This window comes from Ochrobactrum sp. XJ1, assembly GCF_024701725.1.
GTDB lineage: Bacteria > Pseudomonadota > Alphaproteobacteria > Rhizobiales > Rhizobiaceae > Brucella > Brucella anthropi.
On the sequence record NZ_VDGD01000006.1, the window covers coordinates 137,145 to 160,158 of the forward strand.

The following is a 23,014-nucleotide window of genomic DNA, read 5'->3' on the forward strand; positions in this document are numbered from 1 at the left end:
GCTGGCATTCTGCGGCTGATGGTGATGGCGCTCAATCAATAGTCACGCCCCATATAGTCGAGTTGGATCGCCCCGATCGCGATGGCAGCGTTATCGGTGGCTACAATCGAGGCCGCGGGCGCATCGATGATGATTTTTTTGATGCCGGGCACGTGAAGCTTCGATTCAATCCATGAAAGCTCCAGATCGAAACCGATGCCGGTTTCCTTATCCCAAGCGGCGCGCAAGGCGGGTTCGAGTGTGTCACCGACAACTGATGACGCGGTCGGCAAAATCCAGAACCGGCCCTTTATGTCCACGGTTTGCGAAACAGCGGGTTCAACGATGACGGTATCGTTCATCAATCGAACTGTCTGCTGCTGTACTTCCCGATCGATAGCGCCAAGCAGGGATTGATCAGGAACTCCGCCGTTATCGCGTGACAGGATTGCTAAATGGACGATCGGCCAGAATGGCTCACGATAGGCTTTCGCGCTGCGGATGCGTACGTCAACGCGGCGAGCTGCGGCTTCATACCAATATTGCGAGCCGCCCGGCGATCGGGCCTTGATTTCCAGCGCCGTGCGCTCGCGCAATGCATCATCCGTTTCGCCGTTCAGGCGGAACACGTCATAGAAGGCGGCGAGGTGGTCGAGGTCTGAGCCGGTCGCGAAGGCAAGCAGATTGGAAGAGGCAGCATCGTTGATTTCGGCGCGCATGCCGGTTTCCCGGCCAGCACTAACCTCGTGCTGGATGACAGCAGGGTCATATGCTGTCCGTTCGACATCGTAATCGACACCATAAGATGCCGAGCGTTCCTTGAAATCAAGCAACGTGGTTTCAACGATCGCCTCCGCATCGAGCGGCTTGATCATTTCCGGCCTTGGCAAGCCGTCAAACACGCTGATGGCGCTCATAGGATAGCTCCTGTCTGGTCGAGCCGCGCCGATTTGCGTTCCTGGAGGGAATAATCCCCCAGGTGTCCACGCGGGTAAAAAATGCCATCGAGCAGGAATACAAACCGGCCTGAAGGGCCGTATTCCACCATCTCGATTGTCTGAAGGCTAAAGCCGGGTTCGCCGCTGACAGGATCGTTCAACGCCTCGGCAATCGACATATAGACCTTGAAAATGGTCATGGCGTCGGCGTTCTGGTCCTGCATTTCAGGGACGAGCGAACCGATATAGGCGCGCAGCATACGGGTCCGAAAGCGCGTGGTCAGGCATTTGCCGATCGACTGGACGCAATGCGCCCAGCCGGTCAGAAGCTTGCCTGTTTGAGCGTCGATACCCGTTCGCATCTTCAAACCTTCTTCGGCTTGCCCGCTGCTGGGTCCGCTTCTGCGACTGTGCCGGGCCGTCTGATCTCGCCCGCGATCAGCGGATAATATGCCTGTTCTTCCGTGAGGCTGACCGGTTTACCGACGCCGGGATTGCGCTCACCGGCAACGAAGGTTCCGGCCTTTCCAGTCACTTCAAATTTGCTCTTAACGGCCATTTAAATGCCCTTTCAATCGTTGGGTTCTTTGGTGTTGCTACCGCCACGCTCGACGCCGCCGTGGGTGTGCGTGTCACCGACATTCTTTTCGTTGTGCTTGAGTGCGCCGCTTTTGAAGATGACTTCCGACGCTTCGATCGTGGCGACCCCATTAGCAAAACGCAGGGCGCAGCCGCCGTGCGCGATTGCAAGTTCGCCATCCTTGGCCGGGTTCTCGGCGTCCTCGGTGTAGCCGTCGCGGATGGCGATCGACTGGCTGCCAAGCTCACCATTGGGCGAAAACAGGCGGATCGGATCACCGATCGCGACCGGGAAATGTGTGCCGGTAGACCCTGCGGCCTCCTGCACCTGCACCCAAGGCGAAAGGAACGGCTTGCCGGTGCGGCTATCTTCAGGCTGCAGCTCCAGTCGCACGCGGTCGCCATCGACGGCAACAACCTTGCCGGTCATGTGCGAAGCGGAAAGGCGGCGCTCCAGATCATCGATCGACTTGCGAAGGGACAAAAGCTCCCGGACGATGATGTCGGTCATGGCCGCACCTCGATAAGCTCGTCATTGATATAGAGTTCGGAAGGGACAACGCCGTCCTGGTCGAAAATATTCTGGCCGAGCTGGTGCAGCGCCTGCGTCCACTCGACGGCGATAATCGACACGCCACGCGATTTGATCGCAGCCGAAATAACCGGCTGGATCGAAACCCCCTGCGGAGCGCCGAGTTTGACAAGTCCGAACAACTGGCTTGTGTGCAGCGACACGGCAACGGCTTCCGCAATGGTCCACGCCGTGTCGTCGCGGTCCTTGCCATCCGTGACGACAAAGGCAGCGCAAGACATTGTTCCTTCGGCCTGACCGGCCCCGGTGTGCTTCAGCTTCCCATGGAGCAGGCCGACGCGAACGGCGGGTGGGCGAATGCTGGTCGTCTCCAGTTCGTCCAGGTTGAAGCGACCAAATTGCGATTCACATTCGCGCAGCTCCGGCAGTGCCTTCTTGATTGTCTCAACAACGGCGGCGCGGAATTCATTGATACGGGACTGGCGCTTGGTCATTGGACAAGCCTCTTCAGCCAGTCTTCAGCCGCATCAACAATCTCGGTCTGATTGGCAGGCGACAGACCAAGATAGCGGCGGGCCGGGATGGTGACGCTTTGAACCAGGCGCATCATATTGCCGATCATGAAGGCGAGCGCCTTGGCGGTCTTGGGCCGGATTGTGCCACCCAGCTGGTGGATGCGCGCATAAACGAGCGCCGAGCCGATCATGACGCTATCGGGCGTCGCAATATAGTCGATCGAGCGGGATAGCGCGCCGGTCCGATAAAGAATGCTGGTGCGCGTGATGTTCGGCTTCCATGCGGTGCCTTCAGGCGATCGCTTTTCTTCCTCGATGCGCTGCCGGGTCTGCTCCTGGACAAGCCTGCCGACGCCTTCCGAAAGCTCCTGCCTCGGTGCATGGGCAATCCCATCGACCAAGCTCAACGCGGCTTCAAGGCCGGTCTCGCGGATTTCAAGCGCAACGCCGGTCATGGCAATGTCCTGCGCGAGAACACGCGGGAATTGGCCGAGAATGCAGCGCCACCGGCTGAACTGCCGGGATCGGTCGAAACGCGCGGCTCATCAGCACCAAGCCCCGCCTTGCCATCTGCAATGCGCTGCAGCAGCTCGCGCGCCCACTTGTAGCGATCCTCAATCGTATTGGTGAGCGCGGAATGCCGGTTCGCCAGCTTGTAAACGGCGATATCGGCGGTAGGCGACTTCAGGACGCCGGGCGCGGAAGGAAGCGGCAGCGGATAGCGCGCCGAGAGATAGACATCGACTTCCTTGCTGGCGATATCGAGCGCGGACAAGATCGACGCAGCAGCATCCACGCCTTCAGGCAGGATGTCGCCAACGAACTCGACGCCCCAAAGCTCTTCGATGTCTGCCCGCGTTGCGTAAATCATGATCCTGCCTTCGAAATTGGTGGGGGTGTTCACACTTTGCTGACGCTGGCCGCCCCCTGCGACCCATCCATGGGAGGATGAAACTCAAATCGCGCCGATGGCTTCCAGTTCGTCGAAAACGTCGTCGTCTTCGTCAATCGGCAGGCGGGCACCCGGCTTGTAAGTTTTGCCGTCCAGACGGATTTCACAGCGGGCAATCGGCCCGTTTGCTTCCAACCGTGCAAATGCTTCCGCATCCGCTTTCGCCTGTGCTTCCGCCTCGGCTTTGGCCCGGTCGGCTTCCTGTAAGGCTTGTGCCTCGGCTTCAGCTTTCGCCTTGGCCGCTGCGGCATCCGCATCGGCCTTCGCCTTTTCTTCCGCCTCGGCCTTGGCCTTCTCTGCTTCCTGCAGGGCTTTTACCTCGGCTTCAGCCTTTGCCTTGGCTTCCGCTTCTGCTTTCGCCTTGGCGGCGGCGTCATTGTCGCCGGTCACGCCCTTATTCTGGTTTTCGTTAGGCTTGGACATTGTCTCTTTCCCTCAAGCAGATGGTCGGCCTGAATGGCCGACCGATTGAAACGACCGGCTGGCCGATCAGATGGGATTGGTGATGATGACGCCCACGTCCTTGGCGCAGATCAGCTCCTTGACGCGTTCGCCGACGCGGACCCGCTCGCCGCCTTCAAGGCCGATATCGGGATCTTCGATCGAACCGGAAATGCGGTTGCCGTATTCGGCGGTAAAGCCGAAGGTGACGTTGTAATCCGTGGTGGCACGCTTGGCGGTGTCCACGAAATTGAGCTGGATAGAGTTGCCCCACACACGTTCAAGGCGCGGTTCCTGCCCCTTGCGGGTGGTGTTGAGCAGCGCTTCACCGATCAGAACATTTTCAGGCGAAAGCTCGAACAGCTCCGCAAACTGCGCCTTGCTGATCGCACCGTCTTCAGTCAGCCCGCCCTTGACCGCCTTAATGAGACGCGGGTGGCGCTTCAGCTTGCTCCAGACGGCAAACCCCATGGAGATGCGGTTCGGACGATAAACAAGCGTCTTTCCCATCGCGTCATCAATGACGCCGTAAGGGTCCGAATTGACAAAGTCCGAGAATTTGGCCGTTCCCGCGAGCGCGATGCGCTTGTCGACAGCATAATTGTTCGGGTTCTGCAGGAGACGCGCCACGCGCACTTCGCGGTCCAGCTCGATCAGATTGGTCAAGCCCTCAACGGCTGAGGCGCGCGGGTCATAGGTGGAACGCTTTTCTGCGCGGGCGCGGGCCGCAGCCTTCACGTCCGAATTTGGGATAGCATCGTCCAGGCCGTAATCTTCGACAGACGCGCTTTCTTCATCCGCGTTGAACTCGACCTGGTTGACTTGGCCCTTGCGACCGACGCGGGTTTCAGGGACGGTGAAACCTTCCGCAAGCGGGAACTTCATCCACTGGAACTGTTCGGACAGAACTTGCACAGGCGGGAGAACGCGCCGCCCGATAAGGGTGTGCGCCGGATTGCGATAGCCGATCGCAATAGCGGTCAGCGTTGGGTCAATTGGAAATGGGCGCTTCATGGGTTTTCCTCGAAACGGTTGTGATCGGCCAGCGCCCTAAGACGCTGGCGCGGTTACGGTCAGGCCGCAGCTATGCAGCCGGGCGCGAAGAGGTACGGCACGATGTCGTTTTCGTCGGCATCCTGCATTGCAAAGCCGATGATGCGGACGAGCTTGCCAGCAACAGGCACCGCCTTGACGGCGCGGCCTTGCGCGTCGGCGGTCAGGGGGTCGCCAAATGCGAAAGTTCCACCTGCACGCACTTCACCGTGTCCGCCCTGGATAACGTCAAGCATGCCATCCGCAGGCGCGCCCATGCTGTCGGCGGCACCGATCAGCGGATCGGTTTCGGACGTGGCAACCGCAACGCCGTCCACGCCAGCCTTGACGATCAGATAGCCCGCAACGGCGGCAAGGGCGCGAAAGCTCTTGATAAAGGTCGGGGTCACTGGCGCTTCTCCTTCACATGAGCCACGGCGTCCGTGATCGAAACCGTGATGCCCTGCGCCGCCTTTTCGTTGACATAGGCGCGGGCCTCACTGGCAAGCGCGACCGGATCGAGATCGGCTTCCGCCGTGGTTTCCGGCTGCTTGCCGTCGAGTTTGGACGGTGCTGCGATGACGGGTAGTGTGGCGACAAGGGCATTGAACTTGTCGAGACCGCCATCGAGCGAACACATGGCGCGATAGGTTTCGCGAGTGGCGGGCGTGATCTTGCCCGCCTGGGCAGCGGCATCGAGCGCAAGATCGATTTCGCGCTCGGCGTTCTTTTCCTGAAGTTGCGCAAGCGCCGTCTTCGTTTCGTTCAGTTCGGTACGAAGCGACGACACTTCCGCCGCGCCGCCATTCTGAACGGCAGCAAGCGCTGTTGCCGTATCTTCCTGCAGCTTGGCAATGGCGGCGGTGATTTCCGCCTGACCGCCCTTGTCATCGATCTTGAGCGCTTGGCAAAGCGCCTTGCGCTCGCCGTCACGCGTGGCGATCGCGGAAAGAATGGCGGCTTCGTCTGCCGTCTCCGCGAGACCAAACGCCTTGGCAATGGCCTTCAGCATAGGTGTCTCCTGTTGTGAGTGTTGGTCTGGCTGTTCGTGGGCAAGCGCCGTCATGACGAGCGCAGGCCGATTGACGAGGCCCGCACCGTTCAGGCGGGTGATGACGCCTTCGCGGGTGTGGTTGAAATCGGGAGAAATGAATCGGTATTCCCTGGCGACGATCTGCCGGGCGGCTTTCGCCACCCATTCGACACGACCCCATATCCCGCCGTCGCGTTCCTGCAGTTCGACAATCCAGCCAGCGGCAGGCGCTTCCTCGCCTTTCGGGGCTTTGTGCGCCTGGGCATGTTCATAGTCGATCGCGAGTGGGCCATTGTTCGCGGTGAAGGCAGCAAGCACTCGGCTCGGTTCAAGCGTCCATGCGCGACCGTCGCGGGCCTTGATCTGCGGGCCAGCCGGAAAAAGCTCGATCCACTCCGGCGCGGTGTTGCCAGAGCTTGCGAGATCGGTTTGAAAAATAGCTGTTGCGGTCGCGTTCATCATGAGCGACAAAGTGACGTGTTCGCCGCTCGATAGCGCCCCTGACAGTGTCAGGCGAAATGACTACCGGCCTGAAGCCGCAATCACACTCTCACATATAAACATAGAACCGTTTTTGAGGCACCTTAAAAGCCCCTGTGCGCGCATTTTTAGTTGGGAGCAAGAATGTTGCATCCAGCAGGACCGCGCGCGTCAGTGGCGCGTTTTTCCGCCCGGTTGTTTTTTCTGCGGATATGGCCCATATTGGTGACGGGTGCGAGCCATTCACGTTTAACCGGGACGGCGAGCAGCTGGCCCCGTGAGGAATTGACGGTCCTCCGCACCCGATCACTCTATAAGCGTTCCCTTCTTCGTTGCCGCCCGTATGAACGAACGGGCGTCCTTCTCGCTTTTGCGGTGGAAACTCACGAGCCACCATTCCAGTCCGTCATTGGCTGACTTCACCACAGTGCGCCACCACGTACCGGCAACCGCGCCCACGAAAGCGGCAGACTGACCACGACGAATGACAGCGGCAGGATCGCGCAGCACGCCGATCGCTGCCCGGAAATCATCGGTGACAAGATTGCGCACCGCATGTTCTTCAATGATGTGCCGCACGCTATCGTCGGAAAGCTTCACAAGCGCCGTCCTGGCACCGAAAGCTTCGACAACCGATCGACCAACCTGCGCGACCGGAAGTGCTGCGCCTTTCTGCAGATGCCCCTTCGCAAGCGCATCCATGAGCGGCGAACTGACGATATCGGCTACGGCAATGCTCTGGCGCTGTGGCGGCATGGCGTCCACCTTGCCGTAAAGAAACTCGCTCACATTGCGACCGCGCGTCTTGCCGGGGTTGGTCTCCCAGCCCGGATCGATACCATCTGGCACCATCGATGTCTGGCCGGTGCGCTTGTTGCGCCATTCCTTCATGACGACGACAGGCGGCTCCTGACCTTCCTTCCAGCCAAGCCGCTGGGCTTCGCGCTGTGTGATCTGGCGAATGCGGCATTTGCAGCCCCAGCCATTGGGCGGGTAATGCGTATCCCAGAATGGATGATCGACGGGCAGCACAATGCCGACCCATGTTTCATGTTCGGGTCGACGCTCTGCCGATACAGAAAGCAGATAGACCAGAAACGGCAGAAACCGCTTGTTGCGCTCTGTCTTTTCCCATTCGCCTGCGGCATGGGCTGATCGGATATTTGACCAGTAGATGGTGCGCAGCCGTCGCGGACTGCCAAGCTGGACAACTTTCGGGACGCCGTCCTGTGGATCGACCGCGATCTTTCGTCCCCACCAGCCCTTTTTCTGAAGGATCGGCGTGAGCTGGTCGCGGAAATGTTCGAACGGTAACTGGTTGCGGATCGAGTCGGCCATGGCAGCGCGGATATCATCCAGTATGTCGAAACCGGCAGACTTCGCGACCGTCCACGAATAGGCATGTTCTTCCGGCGCTATATCGCGCCAGTCGAATGTCGGCTTCGATTTCTTGGCATCGAAGTAACGGACAACCTCGGCGGGCGCGGTTTTGAACAGATCGAAGTTATCCGCCACCGATCAAATCTCCGCGCCGCTGTCACCAAGCCCGCGCGCGATCATGGTGAGCTTCGCCAGCCGGTCGGCCATAGGCCCCGCATCCATCTTGGCAGCAAGATCATCAAGCCCGGCCTCAATCTCGGCGTAGGATTTGGCACGCGCAAAGAGCGCCTTAACGGGCTTCAAAAGCGGATCGAGCTGCGCTTCCCAATTCTCAAGGCCGGTGTCAGCGAGGATGTCCAGCTCGTCACGCTCGTCTGCCGCAAGCGCATGATAGCCGCCGCAATGCGGACAGGCCGGGCGCATCGCCTGTGCCTTGGCTGCTTTTTCCTGTGCGTCATCAATGTCCGGATCGGGTTTCGGCTCAGTGGGCGGCTGCTCGCTCGGCTTCTTGACCACATACAGGAGTTTCTCACCGTCTTCCGGTTCGTCAAAACCAATGCGCTGGCGGACCTTGGACATGCTGACTTCAAGCCCAAGCGGCACCAGCTTGTTGATGACTTCGGCCAGCGCCTTGATGTCCTCGCTTTCGGCGAAGGGCAGAACCACTGTCGGATAAGCATCCTGCGGCCCGAAATTCAGGTCCACAAAAGGACGCACCAGATCGCGGTTGATCGTAACCGAAATCTGGCGAGCATCGGCCTTGCCGATATCGTGGCGCACATTCTCGTGCACCTTCGCCTGTGCCATGGAAGAGCCGTCATCGCTGCTCATGGTCTGGCCGAGGACGCCCTTGGAAATCTGCTTGTCGAGATATTCAGCCTTGCCGGAAAACAGGCCGTTGCCCGACGAACCATTTACCTCGATAAACTCGATCTCCATTTCCTTCGGGATGATCGCAGCCGCATCGGTGGAAATATCGCGCACGGCCTGAAGGAGCACGCGCCGATCATCAAGGCTTGCACCCTTGCCGAAGCGACCGACCCGCAGCGGCATGCCATACACTTCCAGAAATGCCATCCAGTCCTTCAGGGCATAGGACTTGAACATGAATGCCCATGAGGCTAGCCGCGCAAGGCCGTTACGGATCGGCAGGCCGGACTTGAGCTTAGGCCGGTGGATCGAGAACTTGTACGCGGGCAGATCGGTGCCGTTGAGGTTGTCCGGGGTTTTCAGGCGAAGCGTTCGTCCGTTTACCCGGTCGATGACGAAAAAGCGCGGATCGCGCCATTCAAAACGCTCCGGCCACCATTCGCGTGCCTGCTGGTCCCACATGGTTTCGACAACCGAATAGCCCTTGCCGAGACCGTCCTGCAGATCATCAACATAGTCGTCTACAAATTCGGGCAGCTTGATAACCTTGCGTACCGCGTCTGCGATATACTCATCCCGCTTTTCCTTAGAGGCCGGAACGACAACCGGCTCAATGCTGGTGATGGCAAGCTTGCGGGTGCCGAGGACCGAGCGGTAATGAAGATCGCGCTCCTCCATTTCTTCAGCCAGCACAAAAAAGCGGTCAGGATAGCCATTCGCTGCCTGCCGCAAAATCTCGGCCATCGAAATTGGATCGAGACCGGACAGAATAGTTTCCGTCCAGATGTTGCGGACGCTGCCGGTCGTCGGCCCGGCGATCTCCTGTTTCAACATGCTGGTGGAAATGGGGTTGCCCCACTGGTCGATGATCCTTGGCGTCTCAGCCATCAGAACAGACCTCCTCTAACGCTTGGCAACAGACCGCCACCAGCTGGCCGAGCAAACATGCTGCCGCCGCTCAATTCCGCGTCTGTCGCTTTTTGATATCCGAATTCTTCCAGATCGGCGCGGCTGACATAGTAGGCAAGCGCGCCTGCAATGGCGCTATCGCCGTGCCGGTCGAAGCCGTCAGCGCCCTTGCTGGTGTGACCTTCCGGCACTTTGACAATGCCGTTGACATAGGCGAGCGACTGGTGATCAGCCAGAATGTCGGCATCCATCGGGAGTACGATCGTCTTGTCGGAGAACGCCATCGTGTAGGCTGGCATTTCGGTGCGATACCAGCTTTCCGAAAGCTTCACTTCTATGAAGCTTGCGCCATAGCGTTGTGCTGCCTTTTCACCGAGATACGCGCCGTTGCCCGTAGAGTCGAGTGCACCGCCAGTGAAGCGCGGCAGTCGATCGACAATATAGAAAAGGATCTCGCGCTGCTGGTCGAAGGGCACATTGCGCAACTCAATCCCCATTACAGCACGGCGCACCAGATCAAACCCGATCTCCATCGGCAAGAACATCGACGCGTCGCCCGTGCGACCGAAGTCGCCGCCGAAAACATGCTGGCGGCGCAGATCGAGTTTCTTCAGGTGTGGCAGAAGCCGTGTCTCGCAGAACTCCAGCGTGACCTCGGTGCGCACATGATCCGGTTCGTTCTTGAATTCATCCTTACAGGCCCAGCGAATGACCGGAATGCCTTTTTCCATGCAATTTTCGATCATGATGCGGGTGAGCGCCGCGCCTTCCTGCTCGGCAGGAATCGCGTCCAACTCCTGTTTCATGGCAGCTGTACGCGGACCATAGGCGGCGCGGATTTTGCGTTCCCATTCCGCCTCCTTTTCCGGCGTCCATTCCTCGCCCTTCATGTAGCAGACGCGCTTGTAAAGACCGTTCTTCACCGCATCCCCGAAGGTGATTTCGTGCACCTTGAAGGGGTTCTTGCCTGCATAAGCCTCTTTGATCAGCTCATTAAAGGGGTTCAGAACGCCTTTATGGGTCGAGATAACCCGGATTTTGCCGCCCCAGATCAGAAGTGCGTTGACGGCATCGAGGACGGCGCGCACGTCTTTGTGATAGGCCGCTTCGTCAATGACAACGACGCCCTGCAGACCGCGAATGTTTTCCGGTCGCGATGAAAGAGCTTCGACACGAAATCCAGATGCAAACCGGATCAGATAACCGGAAATATGCTTGGTGGTGCCGTCATCGCGATGATCGAGGTAGATAAATTCTTCGATCGCACAGAGTTCCTTCGCCACGACCTGGGCAAAGTGCTTCACGTAACCGATGAATTCCCGGCCCTTGTCCTTGGTGTCGCCAATATAGAAAACGTTCTGCCCGCCTGCAGAGCGCTTGGCGGCAGCGATAAGAGTGCAGTCCAGTGCCTCGGCAAAGGTGATGCCGGTGCGTCGGCCTTTCGAAGCAACCTTCAAGTCAGACGGATCGGCGATCCATTCGGCCTGGTGCTTCATTAGCACGCCTTCGGCAAGCGGATCGAGATCGTCGGGAATGTCCGCGCCACGCGGCAATTCCTCCGGCAGCATGTCCGGCGACTGCGGCAACACCGGATCGGTCCAGTTCATTTCCGGCAACTGCTTGCTCATGCCTCACCTTCAGGCTTCTTTTCTTCCGGCGTTTTCACGCCGAGGAAGTCACGGCGCAGCTGCGAAACTGCCGCAGCCGAGAGACCAGCTTCCTTTGCGACCTTCTCCAGAACCTTTTCCGTTTTGGCTTCAAACTCCGCCTGGACCTTTTGGCGGCGCAAGGTGGAAACGTTCTGTGCAGCAAGCGCGGACTGGAGTGCGCGGGCAAGCTCCATTGCCTCTTTCGACGACATGCCGCCTTCGCCTGCATCCTGCAGCAACTCGAAAATCAGCGTCTTGATCGCCTCTGCCGCGATCAAAGTCAGATCGTCGGATGCTTCGGCGTCAATGCGTTCTGATATCGTAGCGGCAATCTCACGCGTCTGCTCCAGGCGGCGGGCCATAAGCGACAGCCGAACCGAATGCCGGTGGAACGATGAAAACGCCGGAATGTCGAAGGCGATGCCAAACTCGCCCTGAAGCGCAATCAGCTTGGTCCGGAACTCGGCATAGATATCAAGGAGCGACCGCTTGCGCGCTGCAAACTCCTGTGCCGCCCACGAAATGACAGGCTCGCATTCATCCGGTAGCAGGTCGATAGACGAAAGACGGCCCCTGCCGCGCGGTTTGGACATGATCAAGCACCCGCACGCGAAGGACGCTTCACGCCCTCGATGGCGATATGTCGATCGACATGGCGGCGACCATGTTCGGTGAGCGTGGCGATCTTGACCGAACCGGCATCAATAATAGTGACGGCATCCATGTTCCGCAGATATTCCAGCTGCTGGTGTATCCAGGCGCGCTCCTGGTGAATCGCAAAACGGGCCAGAACAGGTTCCAGCAAGGATGACGACAGGCTTTCATTCGTCTGTTCAGACAACGCCTTCAGGATAATGAGGCGCGCTTCCTCCCGAATGATCTTGGTGTAATCCATTTCGATACTCATTTCCTCGCCCCGGACATCAATACTTCGTTCATGCGTTCTGTTGCCGCCTGGATGGGTTTGAGCTTTTCATCGACCGTATCGAAACGGCCATCGATGGAATCGAGCCGACCGCTCAGTTTCTCCATGAAAAGTTCAAGCTTATGGATCGTGCTGCTGTCAGGCATGTGCTTGATCTCAGCTTCAACGGCCTGAATGCGTCGATCGTGCGCGGCCTGGTCGGACTTGATCTTGACGATCTCTTCCGAATTGCGGCGGGCGGGTGATGTCGCCCAACGGTAAACGCCTGCAATCGCGTGACTGATCGAAACGGCAGCGGCAAGCCACGGCATCAACAGTGTCAAATCCATTACAATCGTTTCCTTGTCGCCTGCCATCGTTCAAAACTTTCCTGACAATCCACACAGCGCCGGGCAGACGGCAGCGCCTCCCGGCGTTCCGCCTCGATCTCGTCCCCGCACCGGATACAATCCAGCGTGCCGGTTTGCTTCAGCGGTGCGCGAGCGGCAGCAATACCGGCATCCCGCTCCTGCTCGGCGCGCATGTCGGCCAGCTCGTGCGCGAAATTGCCGATCTTCATTTCTTGGGGCGCTCCTGCGGAACCGGAACCGCATCAATCGCCGCAATGGCTGCGCCCCGCCGTTGCTCGCAGACAGCAAGTGCAGCACGATCCTTGCCCCATAGCGGCGTCAGTTCCTTGGCGGACAGCGCACGATCGGGGAGTGTGACAGGCGGATCGCAAGGCTTTCGCGCTTCTGACGGCAGCTGCGCTCTGTTGAATTCAGTACGGAGGATTGGCGCGTCCACCGAGGAACTGGTTATTGAGCAGCCGTGAACGATCGACATCGATGCCACTGCCAGGAGTGTCAGAAAGAGCCGCATTGGCATCCTCCAATTCATAAACCTTGTTGTTGAGACGGATGATTTCGGCCTGCGCCTTTTCTTGCGCGGCCTGAGCAGCTTTCATCTGTTCGATGATATTTCTCGCAGCCACTTCATTGGCCGTGGCGATCTGTTCGCCCCAATGGGCGTCACGGGCCATTTCCGCGACTGCGACAGCATCGCTGATTATACCGCGAAAGGTTCGGATGGCTGCGAAAGCAAGAAGCGCCGCCAACAAAAGCAGGATGGCCAAAATGAGCAGCTTCGAAGCCCGCTTGCCAAACCATGCAGACATTATGCTGATCATGGCCGATCCTCACGCCGATCGATGAACAGGGCCTTTGCCTGCGCCCAATAATCGACAGACCCGAAGCCGCGATGAACGCCGAGAACGCCGACGATAAGGGCGACCATGGATGGAACCACAATGGGAGCGATCGCAACAGCCTGCTCGGACCCAAAGGAGGCGGCAGCAACGAGAATGATGATGACGGCCCAAGCGAGATAGAAACTGCCCCAGAGATAGCGTCGGCTGGACGTGTAGCCCGGTTCCTTAATCGGCTCGCTCATTCCACGTCCTCCGGCATGAAGCGGTCCAACGCGGCGATGGTCTTTCGGCCTACCAAACCATCCGCAACAAGACGATGGTCGCGCTGGAAGGCGCGCACGGACTGTTCGGTACCGGCACCGAAAATCCCGTCGATCGACATATGGTAGAAACCGGCAGCACGTAGCGCGCGCTGGACATTGGCAACGGAAGCTCCGCGCATGCCCCGACGCAGGATCGAATAATCCTGATCGCGACCAAGAAGTTCGCCCTGAATTTCGGCGATGACCGTCTTCGCCTTCTTCAGATAGGCCGCGCGATCGGCAAGGCCATTTGTGCCACCATTGATGCGCTTGGTGGCGGCAAGAAGATCGTCACGGTCTGCGATTGCGTTCAGTCCCTTGGTGGACCAGAAAAAGAACACCGCCCACGCGGCCCACGGCCACGTTGCGACCAATTCGGGATTTCGCTCAAAATCGGGCGCATCGGGAACAAACTGGCGTATCCATCGCGTGAAATCGCGGTAGTTGGCCCGGCCCGTCAACTGGATCGGGCTACGGCCCTTGAAACGCCTGCCATCGCCCGGCTGCGTATTGCCAAGATCGGCGCGCCCTTCATAGGCAGCACCACTCGCATATTCCTCAATCGCGCAGAAGCCGTCGCTCTCATGCGCCAGCTGGGCGAGAAAATGGGCAATGCGCAGCGGAGTGGTGACTTCGAACCGGACGAGAAATTCCGGCAGCAGCGGTCCGAAGGCGGCAATAATTGCCTGCTGGTCGGCAATCTTCTTGGCAGACACGCGCGGCGCGAGTGCTGCCAGAACGGTATGATTGATATGGGATGCGAGATTGTTGCGAGCGGCGAGCTGGTTCACATTTTTTATCCCGGTGGCTTGATCCTGAAGCAAAACTTGGATCAAATGTGCCAGCCGGAACCCGAAACCGGACGCCTGACAGTGTCAGGCAAATGTTAGAACAAGCTTCCCTGTTTCTGTTTGCGAATGCGCTTGCGTGCCCTGTACGCCGAACGTTCGTGCATGCCCGCTGCAAGTGCCGCCTGTGGCGCTGTCATGCCAGCTTCCAGTGCCTTGACCAGCCGTTCGCGGGAGGTGGCGTATTTTCCCATCGGGATAGTCAAACGGACGCCACTATTGCCGACACAGAAATGTGCGCAGATTTTCTCGGCGGCTTCCTGCCCGACCAGCTCGACCAGCCAGTGGCCTTCTTTCGGTTGCGACGGCAAGTAGACCGTGATGCCACCCTGCGCACGCACAATTGCCCAGGCAGCTTCCGTTCCGGCTACCTGGGCAATTTCTGTTAACACTTCTGGCAGGCTAGTTCTGGTCATGATCTCCGGTCCGATGGCCAGTTTCGTTTCAAGACGGTGACGACAGTTTCGCCACAAAGCAAAAGTTTCACCCTTTCGACCTTGACGCTGATTGCCTCCAGCTGAACGCCGGTGGCGGCAAGGCCAGCGATATGATTGCGGACTGCGTCCACGTCGAGACCGTGTTCACGCTCAAGATAGCGAAGCACAGCGTGGTCTGTGACGTGGACGCTGTTCGTCATGGGCGGTCGGCTTTCCTGATGCGTCTGCCGAGTTCATTCATGGCGGTCTGCCATTCTTTCGGCTTCAGGTTGTTCAGGACCGGCTTTCCGTCATAGCCGCAGATTGACCAGACAGTTTCCGAAAGCGATTCCCCGTTGATGCGGCCTGCCTTCGTCAACGTCTGCCATTGTGCGAGGACGATCTGGCCGTGCGGCTGGTTCGCCCAATCCGGGACAAGCGCATCTTTCGCCCATTTGACCCCTGCCGCACGGTTGAGCCAGCGCTTCAGGCATTCAATCGCCTTATAGCCGTCTGCCGGATCGTGCAGAAACCGCACATGGTCAAGCTTGGTCTGGCGCTTGACGAAGGCAATCAGCGCCTCGTCAGAGCCGTTGGTGACAACGCCGAGATTGTAGCCCGCAATCCAGAGCGCCTGAAGCTTCGCCGCAAACTTGCCTTCTAGGCGCTTTCGTTTGCCCTTTGAGGGGCTTTTAACGGCAGGATCAAAGCCCTTTTGTTTGAGGTCATCAATCACCTTCAACTTGTCGGCCTCGGACATTTCCCGCAGCGAAACCTTGCCGGTGACGCGATGCAGCATGCCGCGATAGGTGTCCTCGTCAAGTCCGAGCTGGTTTTTGGCAATGTTGATCATGGCAGTCGCGCTCATGCAACACCACCGATCGCCAACGGCTTTTCCGATCCGTTCACCCCGTGGGAAAGGTTCACGTTATCGCCAGCATCCCACCCATTCCATAATGCATCATCGTAACGCGCCCGATGCTTCTTGCGTTCGATGCTGGATGCGGCAGGATATCGTTCCGCGAGGGCATCATGAGCCGCCGCCCGGATTTCATCGGATACGGCGGGAGCGAAAATCTCAAGCAAACGCTCCCGCAACCGCCATACCAAACCAACCGTAAAATCGGCGACCGCTTTCCGTTTGGTCGAAAGCGAGCGGCGGCGGCGGTAGAATGTCGAAGCCTTGAACTTCTTCACCTCGTTAGCAATTGCGCGGTTCAACACCACCAACAGATAGGTAGCTATCTGCGGTCCCGGTGCCTTGCCGACAAAAGTCACTTCCGTTTTCGGTGGAACCACATAGCTGACGATGATTGACGCGGTGTTTGTGCAGTGAGCAATCACCGGCCAAAGGTCTGCTGCAGGGTTGCGTCCCTTTGTTTTGCTGGAGACGGCTTGTTCGCAGAATTCAATGTCACTTTCGGTCAGGCCATATTCCTGCATCAGCTCGGCTGCCTTGGCGGCGGCAGCAAGTGCCTCCGCCTCGGTGCATCCGCGCTCAGTGGTCATCTGGCGCAGTGCGGCAATACGCTTGGCCAAGGTTTCGCGGTTCATGTTTCACCTGTTGAGTTCGCAAGGTGCTCAACTCGCGCAATTCGGTGATTGAGCGTGAGGCTGTAGCCGGTGGCTTGGGACCGTGAAAGATCATCAGTGGTGACGAGTTTGTCACCCACGCCATGCGGCTCGCCCAAGTTTACGTAATGGTTGCCACTGGCCCACGCCCAAGCTTGCAGAGGGCCTGCATCAACAACCTTGCCGATGCCGTCCCCCACGTCTTCGACGTCCCACCAGAGGAAGTCCTGACCATCGTCTTCAAAGTGAAACCGGATCATGATCATCCTCACGCGCTGGCGGCGTCAAGAGAAACGGGCATGTACTTGTCCGTTTCGCCCACACGCTTGTAGACCCGAAAATACCTCTTGGAGCCGACAACCTGCATGCTGTCGATGATCGCCGTCATGGCGTTGAGCCAGCGAGGATCATCTATATCCAAGCGACGCAGGGATAGAATACGATCCACCGAAACCTTGCCCTCCGTATCTACCTGAAAGGCGTGATCGACTAGAGCCTTGATGTTCTTGTTCGATCCCTTGGACCACTCATGGATGCACTCATCCACGAGGGCCTTGGCGACCTGCAGGCGCTCATCAAAGGACTTGGTTTCGCCGCGCTGAATGACGATCTTCACCGTACCATCATAGTTGTAGAGGGTCATATTTCCCTTTTTGCCACCGAGCTTCGTTCCATATTGGGCGGCTGACTTGTCCACGAACTCGCCCAACAGATCGAAACAGCGGTCGCGGAAATCAGCGATCGTTCCTGATAATGTTACGGCTTCAGAGAAAATGGCGTTCACCATCGCATCGCGTTCGCGGTCGATCTTCTTCACCTTGTCCTTGGGGACCAGATGACCATCACGATCGCGGACATACCCTGCGGGGATTTGAATACTGGTATCAGACATAGAGAAATTCCTTCTAGCGGTAGGGTCAGGACTTCAGGCGGTCGCTGTTGATGTTGAGCAGCACGACATTGGAACCGGGCCGGGTCGCGTGGTCGACAATCGTCGTCACAACCGGATGCGCTTCCATGCATCCAGTGGCGCGATATCGGGCGATCTCGTGGCCCATCTGTTGGGCGGTGATGCCGTTGAGCAGAAAGAGCTCCGACAGGTTACGAATATCGCCGGGCCGGAAAAAATAACCCGCGATCTCGTATTGCAGGATATTCTTGCGCGCCAGAAACAGGCTCTCGCTCAATTCGTATGGATTGCGTATCATGGCTTCCTCCCAAATTCGGGGCGCAAAATCTTGCCATCGCGTGGTACGGGCCGCGCCGTCATTGCCGCCGATGCTTCAGCCTCCATGAAGGCGCGGCCCTGTCGATCCATTTCCAGATGGCGGAAACCCGTAAGTTCAAGCTCCATGGCCACTGCGAGGTCAGAGCAAAGCGACAACTTGGCGTAAAGGTCAGGGCAGCGATGGGCAGGAAGGGGGTTGTCAGCATCGTACCGGCCCAGTTCATCCGCGATGATCTTGAGAGTTCTGGACAGTTCGATGCTCATGCCACCAGACCCTCAACATCGCGGTTTTCCCATGCCTTCTTGATGACGTCGTACGTCACAGACATGCCGAGGCCCTGCGCGACTTCGTTTGCCAGCCGCATGGTTTTGTCTATCTGGCGCAATGCGCCGCCCTTCATGCCGATGCCAAGCAGAAGCTCAACGGTAGGCTTGTCGGTCACGTCCCATGCTTCGATAAAGGCAAGCAAATCTTCCTTGTGTGGCTTGGCATAGTTCAGACGCTTTCCGATGCGGCTCCTGAGCTGCGCGTTCTTCGAACCGTCAGACGGCATATCCTGCCGCTTGGTGTAACGGCTGTGGATTTCATCATTGCCGATCAGCGCCACGCCGCAGTTGTAAACATCGACAAAATGCCGGAGCTGGTCGATTGCCTCATTAACGAGGTTCTGCGCCTCGTCCACGATAAGCAGGGTTGGTGCACCGGCGCGGGCCAGCCTGTTGCCGATGGCGCGGGTGAGCTTCGCCGGGTTGTGCTGCATCACCTCAAGTTCCGAGGCGAGATCGACCATCATGCCGTGCACCGTGCGCGTGTGCGGCGACATTGTGACCATGTAGACATGCGGGCGCGTGGCGCGGTACTGGCGGCAAGTCATGGTCTTGCCGACGCCTGCAGGCTGCGTGACCATAACGAGGTCAGGCCCCTTCTGCGCCCACTTCAGCGCGGCTTCGATCTCTGCCGCCGTGCGGGTCAGGAAGAATGATGGAGAAGACGGTAGCGTATCAAGCTCCGCAGCCTCATCGACCGCATCAAGCCATTGCTGGACAAGCTTGTTCTGCGCATCTAGCCGGCCATTGTAGCGGCCAGAAAACCATGCGGAAAATGTGCTCTCCGGCATGCCGATACGGCGAGCCGTTTCTATCTTGCTCCATTTGTTGACACTCACCACAGGCAAAAGCCGGTCAATCAGCGCCCACCAAGTATCAATATCCTGTTGGGTGCGGTTGGCAGTCAGTTCCGGGCCGGTCAAAGGCCGCTCCCAGACATTGGCTGCACGATTGCCTATTGTGTTATTCACGTCTTTCATTTACGAGGTTCCTTGATTGTTTGGACTATTGGGCGGGATTTCTCCCGCCCTTCTTTTTGGAACCGTACTCACTACTTACCGGCTCATGCATCCCTTGCGGGAACTGGATCACCGTGGGTTCGTCCCCACGAAGCGCACGGGCAAAGCCGCGCTCGAAATCTTCCTGACTGATTGCATCCGCGACCGCTTCTTCCTTCACCGCGAGATTGCCTCTCGCGATGCGGGTCACCTTCGGTCGGACTGGTTTTGGTTCTTCGGTGCTGGCTTTTTCGCCCTTGTAGATCAACTCGCCCAACTGCTTGGCGGAAAGCTTCCGTTGTGCATCGGCGGTGGCTTTTAGGCTCTTCAGGTAATCGCGGCGGGCGCGGCCATGATTGCGGGCGGCGTCCTGATCGAAGAAACCTGTATCTGCGATACATTCCGCGTCGCAGATCAGCGCATTGTTGAGGTCATAGACCTTGATCGTGCCGTGAAGATCATCCGGATCAAAGCGGATGGTGATCTTCTTCCCGGCATGTTGCGTCAGAGCGCGATTCCAATATCGGTTGCCCTGATAATGGATTTCGCCGTTGCCCTTTTGTGTGCGGATAACCTCGGAAGCGAGCAACCAAAGCGATTTCTGCGCGGCGGTCGGCTGACTGACGATCGCGGTTTCCATGCTGGAAGCGAAGGTGTCGTCAAAGCTGCGACCGGCACAATTTGCCGCCCGGCGTCCGGCCTGCGCGTTATGTTCCGCGACCTGCTCCGAAACATGCATATGGAAATCAGAAAGCGGAATGGCGTGACTACCGTAATTCTCCGGTTTGTTGGCGGTTGTGTTGCCGGTATATGCCCCGGCACAGAATGGATGCTTCGATATGTTCTCGGCCAGGTCGCGCCACGCGCGTTCGATCGGCTTTGACTGCCCTGAATAGGGATTGGTCCAGTGGACTTCGACGCCAAGTGTGGTCAGCAGGCCGCGCGGGTCTTCATCCTTGACCTTGAAGCGATAACGGTTGGCTGTGCCGCCTGAAATCCAGTGCGAGGCAAACGCGCGACCATTGTCGAGGACGATCCCTTCGGGAATGCCGAAATTTTCCACCATGTCACCGATGACGAGGCGCACAGTTTCCTTGTTTTCGCTGTCAGACAAACGCCATGACAGGATTTTGCCGGAATAGAGGTCTTGTATGCCGAGCAGAAACATGCGCACCGGCGTTTCAGACCATGGCACCTTCACAAAGACGTCGAGCTTGTGACCGTCCATGTTCACGACCTGCATCGCATGCAGAGATGCACGGCTGCGGCGCTGTGCCGGATAGAGCGTTTTGGCTTTTTCCTTACCGTCGCGGGCCAAGGTCTGCACTTCGGCTGGAACTTCCGCATCCAGACGGCGTCGAAGCGCGCGTTCTGACGGAACCGGCGTCCACTTGTTCTTTTTCGCCACCTTCACCATGCGCCTATAGCAGGCCGAAAAGCTCGGACGCTCCGGGCGCAGATAATCGGCAGTCAAAAACTCCCACGCTTCTTGGCTGCATGCCGATGGCTGTTTGCTGGCGGTCGAAGATGGCGCCAGCGCAGGCAACCAATCGACACGTGGAAGGTGATGCAGCTGCGCCCGCCAATTGTAGATGGACGCGCGGCTGACGCCGTATCTGCGCACCGCGATCAGAACGGCGCTCGTCATGTCGGCTGCAGCACCTGCTGCCAGCAGCTCATCAATGAACGTCAGAATTTCTAGGCGCTTTTCACACTCGGCCTTAATGTCTGCCGAAAGGGCCTCAAAACGCGTCCAAAGAGCCGCCTTCTTCTCCGCCTCGGCATCGCGATCGTCATTGGCAGGCGCGCTGTGCACCACCAGGAGGCGGGTGCGGGCAGACTGCGGCAGAAGATCAATATGATATTCCCAACCACCGCCGCGACGTTCGGCCTTGCGCGCCTTGCCCTCAATGTGCTTCCAGCCTGAATTCTGCGCGAGAAAATCAATCCCACGCCGGGTTTGCGGCAGTCCGGGCAGTTTGTGCGCCGCCAGTTCGGGAATCGTGAACCATTCCTTCATGATTGCCCCCGGCGCTTCACATTCACGGGCACGGACATGAGCTTCTTGAGTTTCGCCTTCAGTTCGCGTTGCTGCTGTTGAACGGCGGCGATCTCCGCAAGGCGCACCTCATCGCCTTCCAGCAATGTCAGGCCGTCTTCGGAAACCACCATGTCCCAAAGCCAGACCGCGCCGGTTGCCCGGACGAAAGCTTTGAAGCGCACAAGGCTGATATCGTGCGTGGCCCGACTTTCTGCCGTGTAGGCGTCAAGGGCCGCTTTGGTGAGATTAGGAATGCCGAGATATTGCGCCATGCGCGCCGCGATCACCGGGCGCTCATAAGGACACTGCCGGATCGCCTCGGACATGGCCCGGCGCAGCTTGGAGCGGAAGCGCTGTAAGTCGATCTGCGAAGCGGGTGCGCGAACCGGAAAGAGTTCTTCGGGAAAGAAATCAAACTGATCTGGATGGAGCTTGCTCATGCCGCGTTCTCCTGGACAGCATTCGCGCCAACATGGGCAAGGATACGCGCCTGAGTTTCAGGGCTGGCGTCACTCCAAAGCTTGACGAATGTCGAGAAAATCATCGTCTGCTTATCGGTCGCTGCCGGGCGCGGCGCATCGTCAATAAGCTGCAACGCCTTGTTCAAGTCGCCTTCCTCGCGGAAGGCGATTGCAGCGCGGCGCTGAAGCGCCGGTTCCAGCTTGGCAAGCTTCAGGAGAGCCGCCTGATTGTCGGCAATCGAAGTGCCGCGTACAGCCGCGCGCACGTCCGGGTGAAGATGTTGTGCGATCTTGTTAAGGCGCTCGACCGAACGCTTGGAAAGGCCGAGGCGGTCCGCAACGTGTTCAGAAAAGCTGACGGTTTCGGTTTCGCCATCGAGCAAAGCGACAAGTTGTCGTTTTGCTCCCTGATCGCCGCCGCGTGTGATTGCGCCGTTCTTTTCTTCCCACAATTCGCGGTAGGCCTTGACGAACTCCGCGCGATCAATGGCGGAAAGCTCATTGCGAAACAGGTTTTCGGTGATTTCCTGCAAAGCCGCTTCGGTCTTGTCGGCCTCGACGATCAAAGCATCAATCTCGATGTCACCGTTGAGGACAACACCGCGCAAGCGATGCGCACCCGCAATCAGTGTAAACTTTCCGCCCTTCGCATTTGGCGTAAAACGCACTGTGATGGGATTTAAAAGCCCATGTTCAGCAATCGAAAGGGCAATCGCCTGGGCGTGATCTTCCTCGACGGCGCGAAGCCTGTCCGTGACCACAATATCGGCTATGGCAATACGCTTAAACTCGGCCATTATGCTGCTGCCTTCTCAAGTTCTTGTTCAAAAAGGGACTCTGCTAGGGCCGCCATGCGACGGTACGCATCCGCAAACGCCTCGGTCTCAAGGCGGCGATCAACTGCATGAACGGCGAAGGAAACGGAGGTTCGCTGACGCGCCTGCATCGTGACAATCCGCCGTTTCGGCACGCCGAATTGAGTAGCGAGAATGTGGATAGCGACCTGACGCGCGAGCAGGGCATCAAACCAGTTATGCGGCGGATCGATAATGTCGCGCAGTGCCAGATGCTGAAATCCGCCTTGCTGTACCGCCGCATAGCAACATGCAAGCATGATCTGGAGGCGTTCTTCCTCGGAAAACGGGTTGAACATGGCTCACCCCGCAATCTGCCGGATCATGGTGGCCATTACCGCCGCGATAGCGGAAACGACGATCCAGATAGTGGGGTAGATGCTGACCATTCGGGTGACGTTGAGGCGAAACCCGCAGCAATTTTCCGGGGCAATTTTGTCATTGAGTTTCGGCATTGAGAGCCTCGCACAGTTCTGTGATTGTTTGGGTTGTGGCGCGGCGGTGTGTTTGAGATATCAGCCGGGACGGACCTCGCGGGGGCATAATCCGTCTTGTCAGACACGC

General features: G+C 58.3%; 36 protein-coding genes. All 36 read right to left on the reverse strand.

Going from position 1 to position 23,014, the window contains the following annotated elements; genetic code table 11:
• Nucleotides 1-35: 35 nt before the first annotated feature.
• The 36 genes from FG152_RS12305 to FG152_RS12480 all read right to left on the reverse strand — a co-directional run bounded on the left by FG152_RS12305 (nt 36) and on the right by FG152_RS12480 (nt 22,905).
• On the reverse strand, nt 36-896 hold the full coding sequence (locus FG152_RS12305; RefSeq protein ID WP_006471555.1) for a baseplate J/gp47 family protein: 861 nt from the start codon (nt 894-896) through the stop codon (nt 36-38).
• Nucleotides 893-1,279 (reverse strand): GPW/gp25 family protein, encoded by a 387-nt coding sequence (locus FG152_RS12310; protein WP_006471556.1) that lies wholly within the window; start codon nt 1,277-1,279, stop codon nt 893-895. Before FG152_RS12310 ends, FG152_RS12305 begins: the two co-directional genes overlap by 4 nt.
• Before the next feature lie 2 nt (nt 1,280-1,281).
• Nucleotides 1,282-1,476 carry a hypothetical protein gene (locus FG152_RS12315; protein ID WP_006471557.1) on the reverse strand — a complete coding sequence of 65 codons (195 nt, stop codon included), beginning with the start codon at nt 1,474-1,476 and terminating at the stop codon, nt 1,282-1,284.
• A 12-nt stretch (nt 1,477-1,488) separates the two neighbouring features.
• A complete protein-coding gene (locus FG152_RS12320) occupies nt 1,489-2,007 on the reverse strand; it encodes a hypothetical protein (RefSeq protein WP_006471558.1) in 519 nt (172 codons plus the stop codon).
• Entirely contained in the window at nt 2,004-2,522 is a 519-nt protein-coding gene (locus tag FG152_RS12325) for a hypothetical protein (RefSeq protein ID WP_006471559.1), read from the reverse strand. Before FG152_RS12325 ends, FG152_RS12320 begins: the two co-directional genes overlap by 4 nt.
• Nucleotides 2,519-2,998: a phage virion morphogenesis protein gene (locus tag FG152_RS12330; protein ID WP_006471560.1), complete on the reverse strand. Its 480-nt coding sequence runs from the start codon at nt 2,996-2,998 to the stop codon at nt 2,519-2,521. Before FG152_RS12330 ends, FG152_RS12325 begins: the two co-directional genes overlap by 4 nt.
• On the reverse strand, nt 2,995-3,414 hold the full coding sequence (locus FG152_RS12335; protein WP_006471561.1) for a gp436 family protein: 420 nt from the start codon (nt 3,412-3,414) through the stop codon (nt 2,995-2,997). The genes FG152_RS12330 and FG152_RS12335 overlap by 4 nt, the downstream gene beginning before the upstream one ends.
• 84 nt (nt 3,415-3,498) lie before the next feature.
• The gene (locus tag FG152_RS12340) at nt 3,499-3,918 is read right to left on the reverse strand and encodes a hypothetical protein (RefSeq protein ID WP_006471562.1); all 420 of its coding nucleotides are present in this window, start codon (nt 3,916-3,918) and stop codon (nt 3,499-3,501) included.
• A 66-nt stretch (nt 3,919-3,984) separates the two neighbouring features.
• On the reverse strand, nt 3,985-4,950 hold the full coding sequence (locus FG152_RS12345; RefSeq protein ID WP_006471563.1) for a major capsid protein: 966 nt from the start codon (nt 4,948-4,950) through the stop codon (nt 3,985-3,987).
• A gap of 59 nt (nt 4,951-5,009) precedes the next feature.
• Nucleotides 5,010-5,378 carry a DUF2190 family protein gene (locus FG152_RS12350; protein ID WP_006471564.1) on the reverse strand — a complete coding sequence of 123 codons (369 nt, stop codon included), beginning with the start codon at nt 5,376-5,378 and terminating at the stop codon, nt 5,010-5,012.
• Nucleotides 5,375-6,463 (reverse strand): phage protease, encoded by a 1,089-nt coding sequence (locus FG152_RS12355; RefSeq protein ID WP_235693774.1) that lies wholly within the window; start codon nt 6,461-6,463, stop codon nt 5,375-5,377. Before FG152_RS12355 ends, FG152_RS12350 begins: the two co-directional genes overlap by 4 nt.
• A gap of 324 nt (nt 6,464-6,787) precedes the next feature.
• Entirely contained in the window at nt 6,788-7,996 is a 1,209-nt protein-coding gene (locus tag FG152_RS12360; protein ID WP_006471566.1) for a phage head morphogenesis protein, read from the reverse strand.
• Between the two features lie 3 nt (nt 7,997-7,999).
• Nucleotides 8,000-9,619 carry a DUF935 domain-containing protein gene (locus FG152_RS12365; protein ID WP_151688333.1) on the reverse strand — a complete coding sequence of 540 codons (1,620 nt, stop codon included), beginning with the start codon at nt 9,617-9,619 and terminating at the stop codon, nt 8,000-8,002.
• A complete protein-coding gene (locus FG152_RS12370) occupies nt 9,619-11,268 on the reverse strand; it encodes a hypothetical protein (protein ID WP_006471568.1) in 1,650 nt (549 codons plus the stop codon). The genes FG152_RS12365 and FG152_RS12370 overlap by 1 nt, the downstream gene beginning before the upstream one ends.
• Nucleotides 11,265-11,882: a DUF3486 family protein gene (locus tag FG152_RS12375; RefSeq protein WP_036565108.1), complete on the reverse strand. Its 618-nt coding sequence runs from the start codon at nt 11,880-11,882 to the stop codon at nt 11,265-11,267. The genes FG152_RS12370 and FG152_RS12375 overlap by 4 nt, the downstream gene beginning before the upstream one ends.
• A gap of 2 nt (nt 11,883-11,884) precedes the next feature.
• On the reverse strand, nt 11,885-12,196 hold the full coding sequence (locus FG152_RS12380; protein ID WP_006471570.1) for a VpaChn25_0724 family phage protein: 312 nt from the start codon (nt 12,194-12,196) through the stop codon (nt 11,885-11,887).
• On the reverse strand, nt 12,193-12,543 hold the full coding sequence (locus FG152_RS12385; RefSeq protein ID WP_006471571.1) for a DUF2730 family protein: 351 nt from the start codon (nt 12,541-12,543) through the stop codon (nt 12,193-12,195). The genes FG152_RS12380 and FG152_RS12385 overlap by 4 nt, the downstream gene beginning before the upstream one ends.
• Nucleotides 12,543-12,773, reverse strand: coding sequence for a TraR/DksA C4-type zinc finger protein (locus tag FG152_RS12390; protein ID WP_006471572.1), 231 nt, complete (start codon nt 12,771-12,773; stop codon nt 12,543-12,545). Before FG152_RS12390 ends, FG152_RS12385 begins: the two co-directional genes overlap by 1 nt.
• The gene (locus tag FG152_RS12395; RefSeq protein ID WP_006471573.1) at nt 12,770-13,000 is read right to left on the reverse strand and encodes a hypothetical protein; all 231 of its coding nucleotides are present in this window, start codon (nt 12,998-13,000) and stop codon (nt 12,770-12,772) included. Before FG152_RS12395 ends, FG152_RS12390 begins: the two co-directional genes overlap by 4 nt.
• Nucleotides 12,975-13,382 carry a hypothetical protein gene (locus FG152_RS12400; protein ID WP_006471574.1) on the reverse strand — a complete coding sequence of 136 codons (408 nt, stop codon included), beginning with the start codon at nt 13,380-13,382 and terminating at the stop codon, nt 12,975-12,977. The genes FG152_RS12395 and FG152_RS12400 overlap by 26 nt, the downstream gene beginning before the upstream one ends.
• Nucleotides 13,379-13,645 carry a hypothetical protein gene (locus tag FG152_RS12405; protein ID WP_006471575.1) on the reverse strand — a complete coding sequence of 89 codons (267 nt, stop codon included), beginning with the start codon at nt 13,643-13,645 and terminating at the stop codon, nt 13,379-13,381. Before FG152_RS12405 ends, FG152_RS12400 begins: the two co-directional genes overlap by 4 nt.
• Nucleotides 13,642-14,496, reverse strand: coding sequence for a peptidoglycan-binding protein (locus tag FG152_RS12410; RefSeq protein ID WP_006471576.1), 855 nt, complete (start codon nt 14,494-14,496; stop codon nt 13,642-13,644). Before FG152_RS12410 ends, FG152_RS12405 begins: the two co-directional genes overlap by 4 nt.
• A gap of 95 nt (nt 14,497-14,591) precedes the next feature.
• Complete coding sequence (locus FG152_RS12415) at nt 14,592-14,969, reverse strand: hypothetical protein (RefSeq protein WP_006471577.1); 378 nt, start codon at nt 14,967-14,969, stop codon at nt 14,592-14,594.
• Entirely contained in the window at nt 14,966-15,190 is a 225-nt protein-coding gene (locus FG152_RS12420) for a hypothetical protein (RefSeq protein WP_006471578.1), read from the reverse strand. Before FG152_RS12420 ends, FG152_RS12415 begins: the two co-directional genes overlap by 4 nt.
• A complete protein-coding gene (locus tag FG152_RS12425; RefSeq protein WP_151688335.1) occupies nt 15,187-15,837 on the reverse strand; it encodes a gp16 family protein in 651 nt (216 codons plus the stop codon). The genes FG152_RS12420 and FG152_RS12425 overlap by 4 nt, the downstream gene beginning before the upstream one ends.
• The gene (locus FG152_RS12430) at nt 15,834-16,523 is read right to left on the reverse strand and encodes a DUF7168 domain-containing protein (RefSeq protein ID WP_006471580.1); all 690 of its coding nucleotides are present in this window, start codon (nt 16,521-16,523) and stop codon (nt 15,834-15,836) included. The genes FG152_RS12425 and FG152_RS12430 overlap by 4 nt, the downstream gene beginning before the upstream one ends.
• Nucleotides 16,520-16,801, reverse strand: a complete 282-nt coding sequence (locus FG152_RS12435; RefSeq protein WP_006471581.1) for a hypothetical protein — start codon at nt 16,799-16,801, stop codon at nt 16,520-16,522. The genes FG152_RS12430 and FG152_RS12435 overlap by 4 nt, the downstream gene beginning before the upstream one ends.
• Nucleotides 16,802-16,809: 8 nt before the next feature.
• Nucleotides 16,810-17,433 (reverse strand): DUF3164 family protein, encoded by a 624-nt coding sequence (locus tag FG152_RS12440; protein ID WP_006471582.1) that lies wholly within the window; start codon nt 17,431-17,433, stop codon nt 16,810-16,812.
• A gap of 25 nt (nt 17,434-17,458) precedes the next feature.
• Nucleotides 17,459-17,749, reverse strand: a complete 291-nt coding sequence (locus FG152_RS12445) for a hypothetical protein (RefSeq protein ID WP_006471583.1) — start codon at nt 17,747-17,749, stop codon at nt 17,459-17,461.
• Nucleotides 17,746-18,033, reverse strand: a complete 288-nt coding sequence (locus FG152_RS12450) for a hypothetical protein (protein WP_006471584.1) — start codon at nt 18,031-18,033, stop codon at nt 17,746-17,748. The genes FG152_RS12445 and FG152_RS12450 overlap by 4 nt, the downstream gene beginning before the upstream one ends.
• Complete coding sequence (locus FG152_RS12455) at nt 18,030-19,076, reverse strand: AAA family ATPase (protein WP_006471585.1); 1,047 nt, start codon at nt 19,074-19,076, stop codon at nt 18,030-18,032. Before FG152_RS12455 ends, FG152_RS12450 begins: the two co-directional genes overlap by 4 nt.
• A gap of 25 nt (nt 19,077-19,101) precedes the next feature.
• Nucleotides 19,102-21,114, reverse strand: a complete 2,013-nt coding sequence (locus tag FG152_RS12460; protein WP_006471586.1) for a transposase domain-containing protein — start codon at nt 21,112-21,114, stop codon at nt 19,102-19,104.
• Nucleotides 21,111-21,575 (reverse strand): hypothetical protein, encoded by a 465-nt coding sequence (locus FG152_RS12465; RefSeq protein WP_006467449.1) that lies wholly within the window; start codon nt 21,573-21,575, stop codon nt 21,111-21,113. Before FG152_RS12465 ends, FG152_RS12460 begins: the two co-directional genes overlap by 4 nt.
• Nucleotides 21,572-22,393, reverse strand: coding sequence for a ParB N-terminal domain-containing protein (locus FG152_RS12470; RefSeq protein WP_006471587.1), 822 nt, complete (start codon nt 22,391-22,393; stop codon nt 21,572-21,574). The genes FG152_RS12465 and FG152_RS12470 overlap by 4 nt, the downstream gene beginning before the upstream one ends.
• A complete protein-coding gene (locus FG152_RS12475; protein ID WP_006471588.1) occupies nt 22,393-22,749 on the reverse strand; it encodes a hypothetical protein in 357 nt (118 codons plus the stop codon). The genes FG152_RS12470 and FG152_RS12475 overlap by 1 nt, the downstream gene beginning before the upstream one ends.
• Before the next feature lie 3 nt (nt 22,750-22,752).
• Nucleotides 22,753-22,905: a hypothetical protein gene (locus FG152_RS12480; RefSeq protein WP_192798888.1), complete on the reverse strand. Its 153-nt coding sequence runs from the start codon at nt 22,903-22,905 to the stop codon at nt 22,753-22,755.
• Nucleotides 22,906-23,014: the final 109 nt, after the last annotated feature.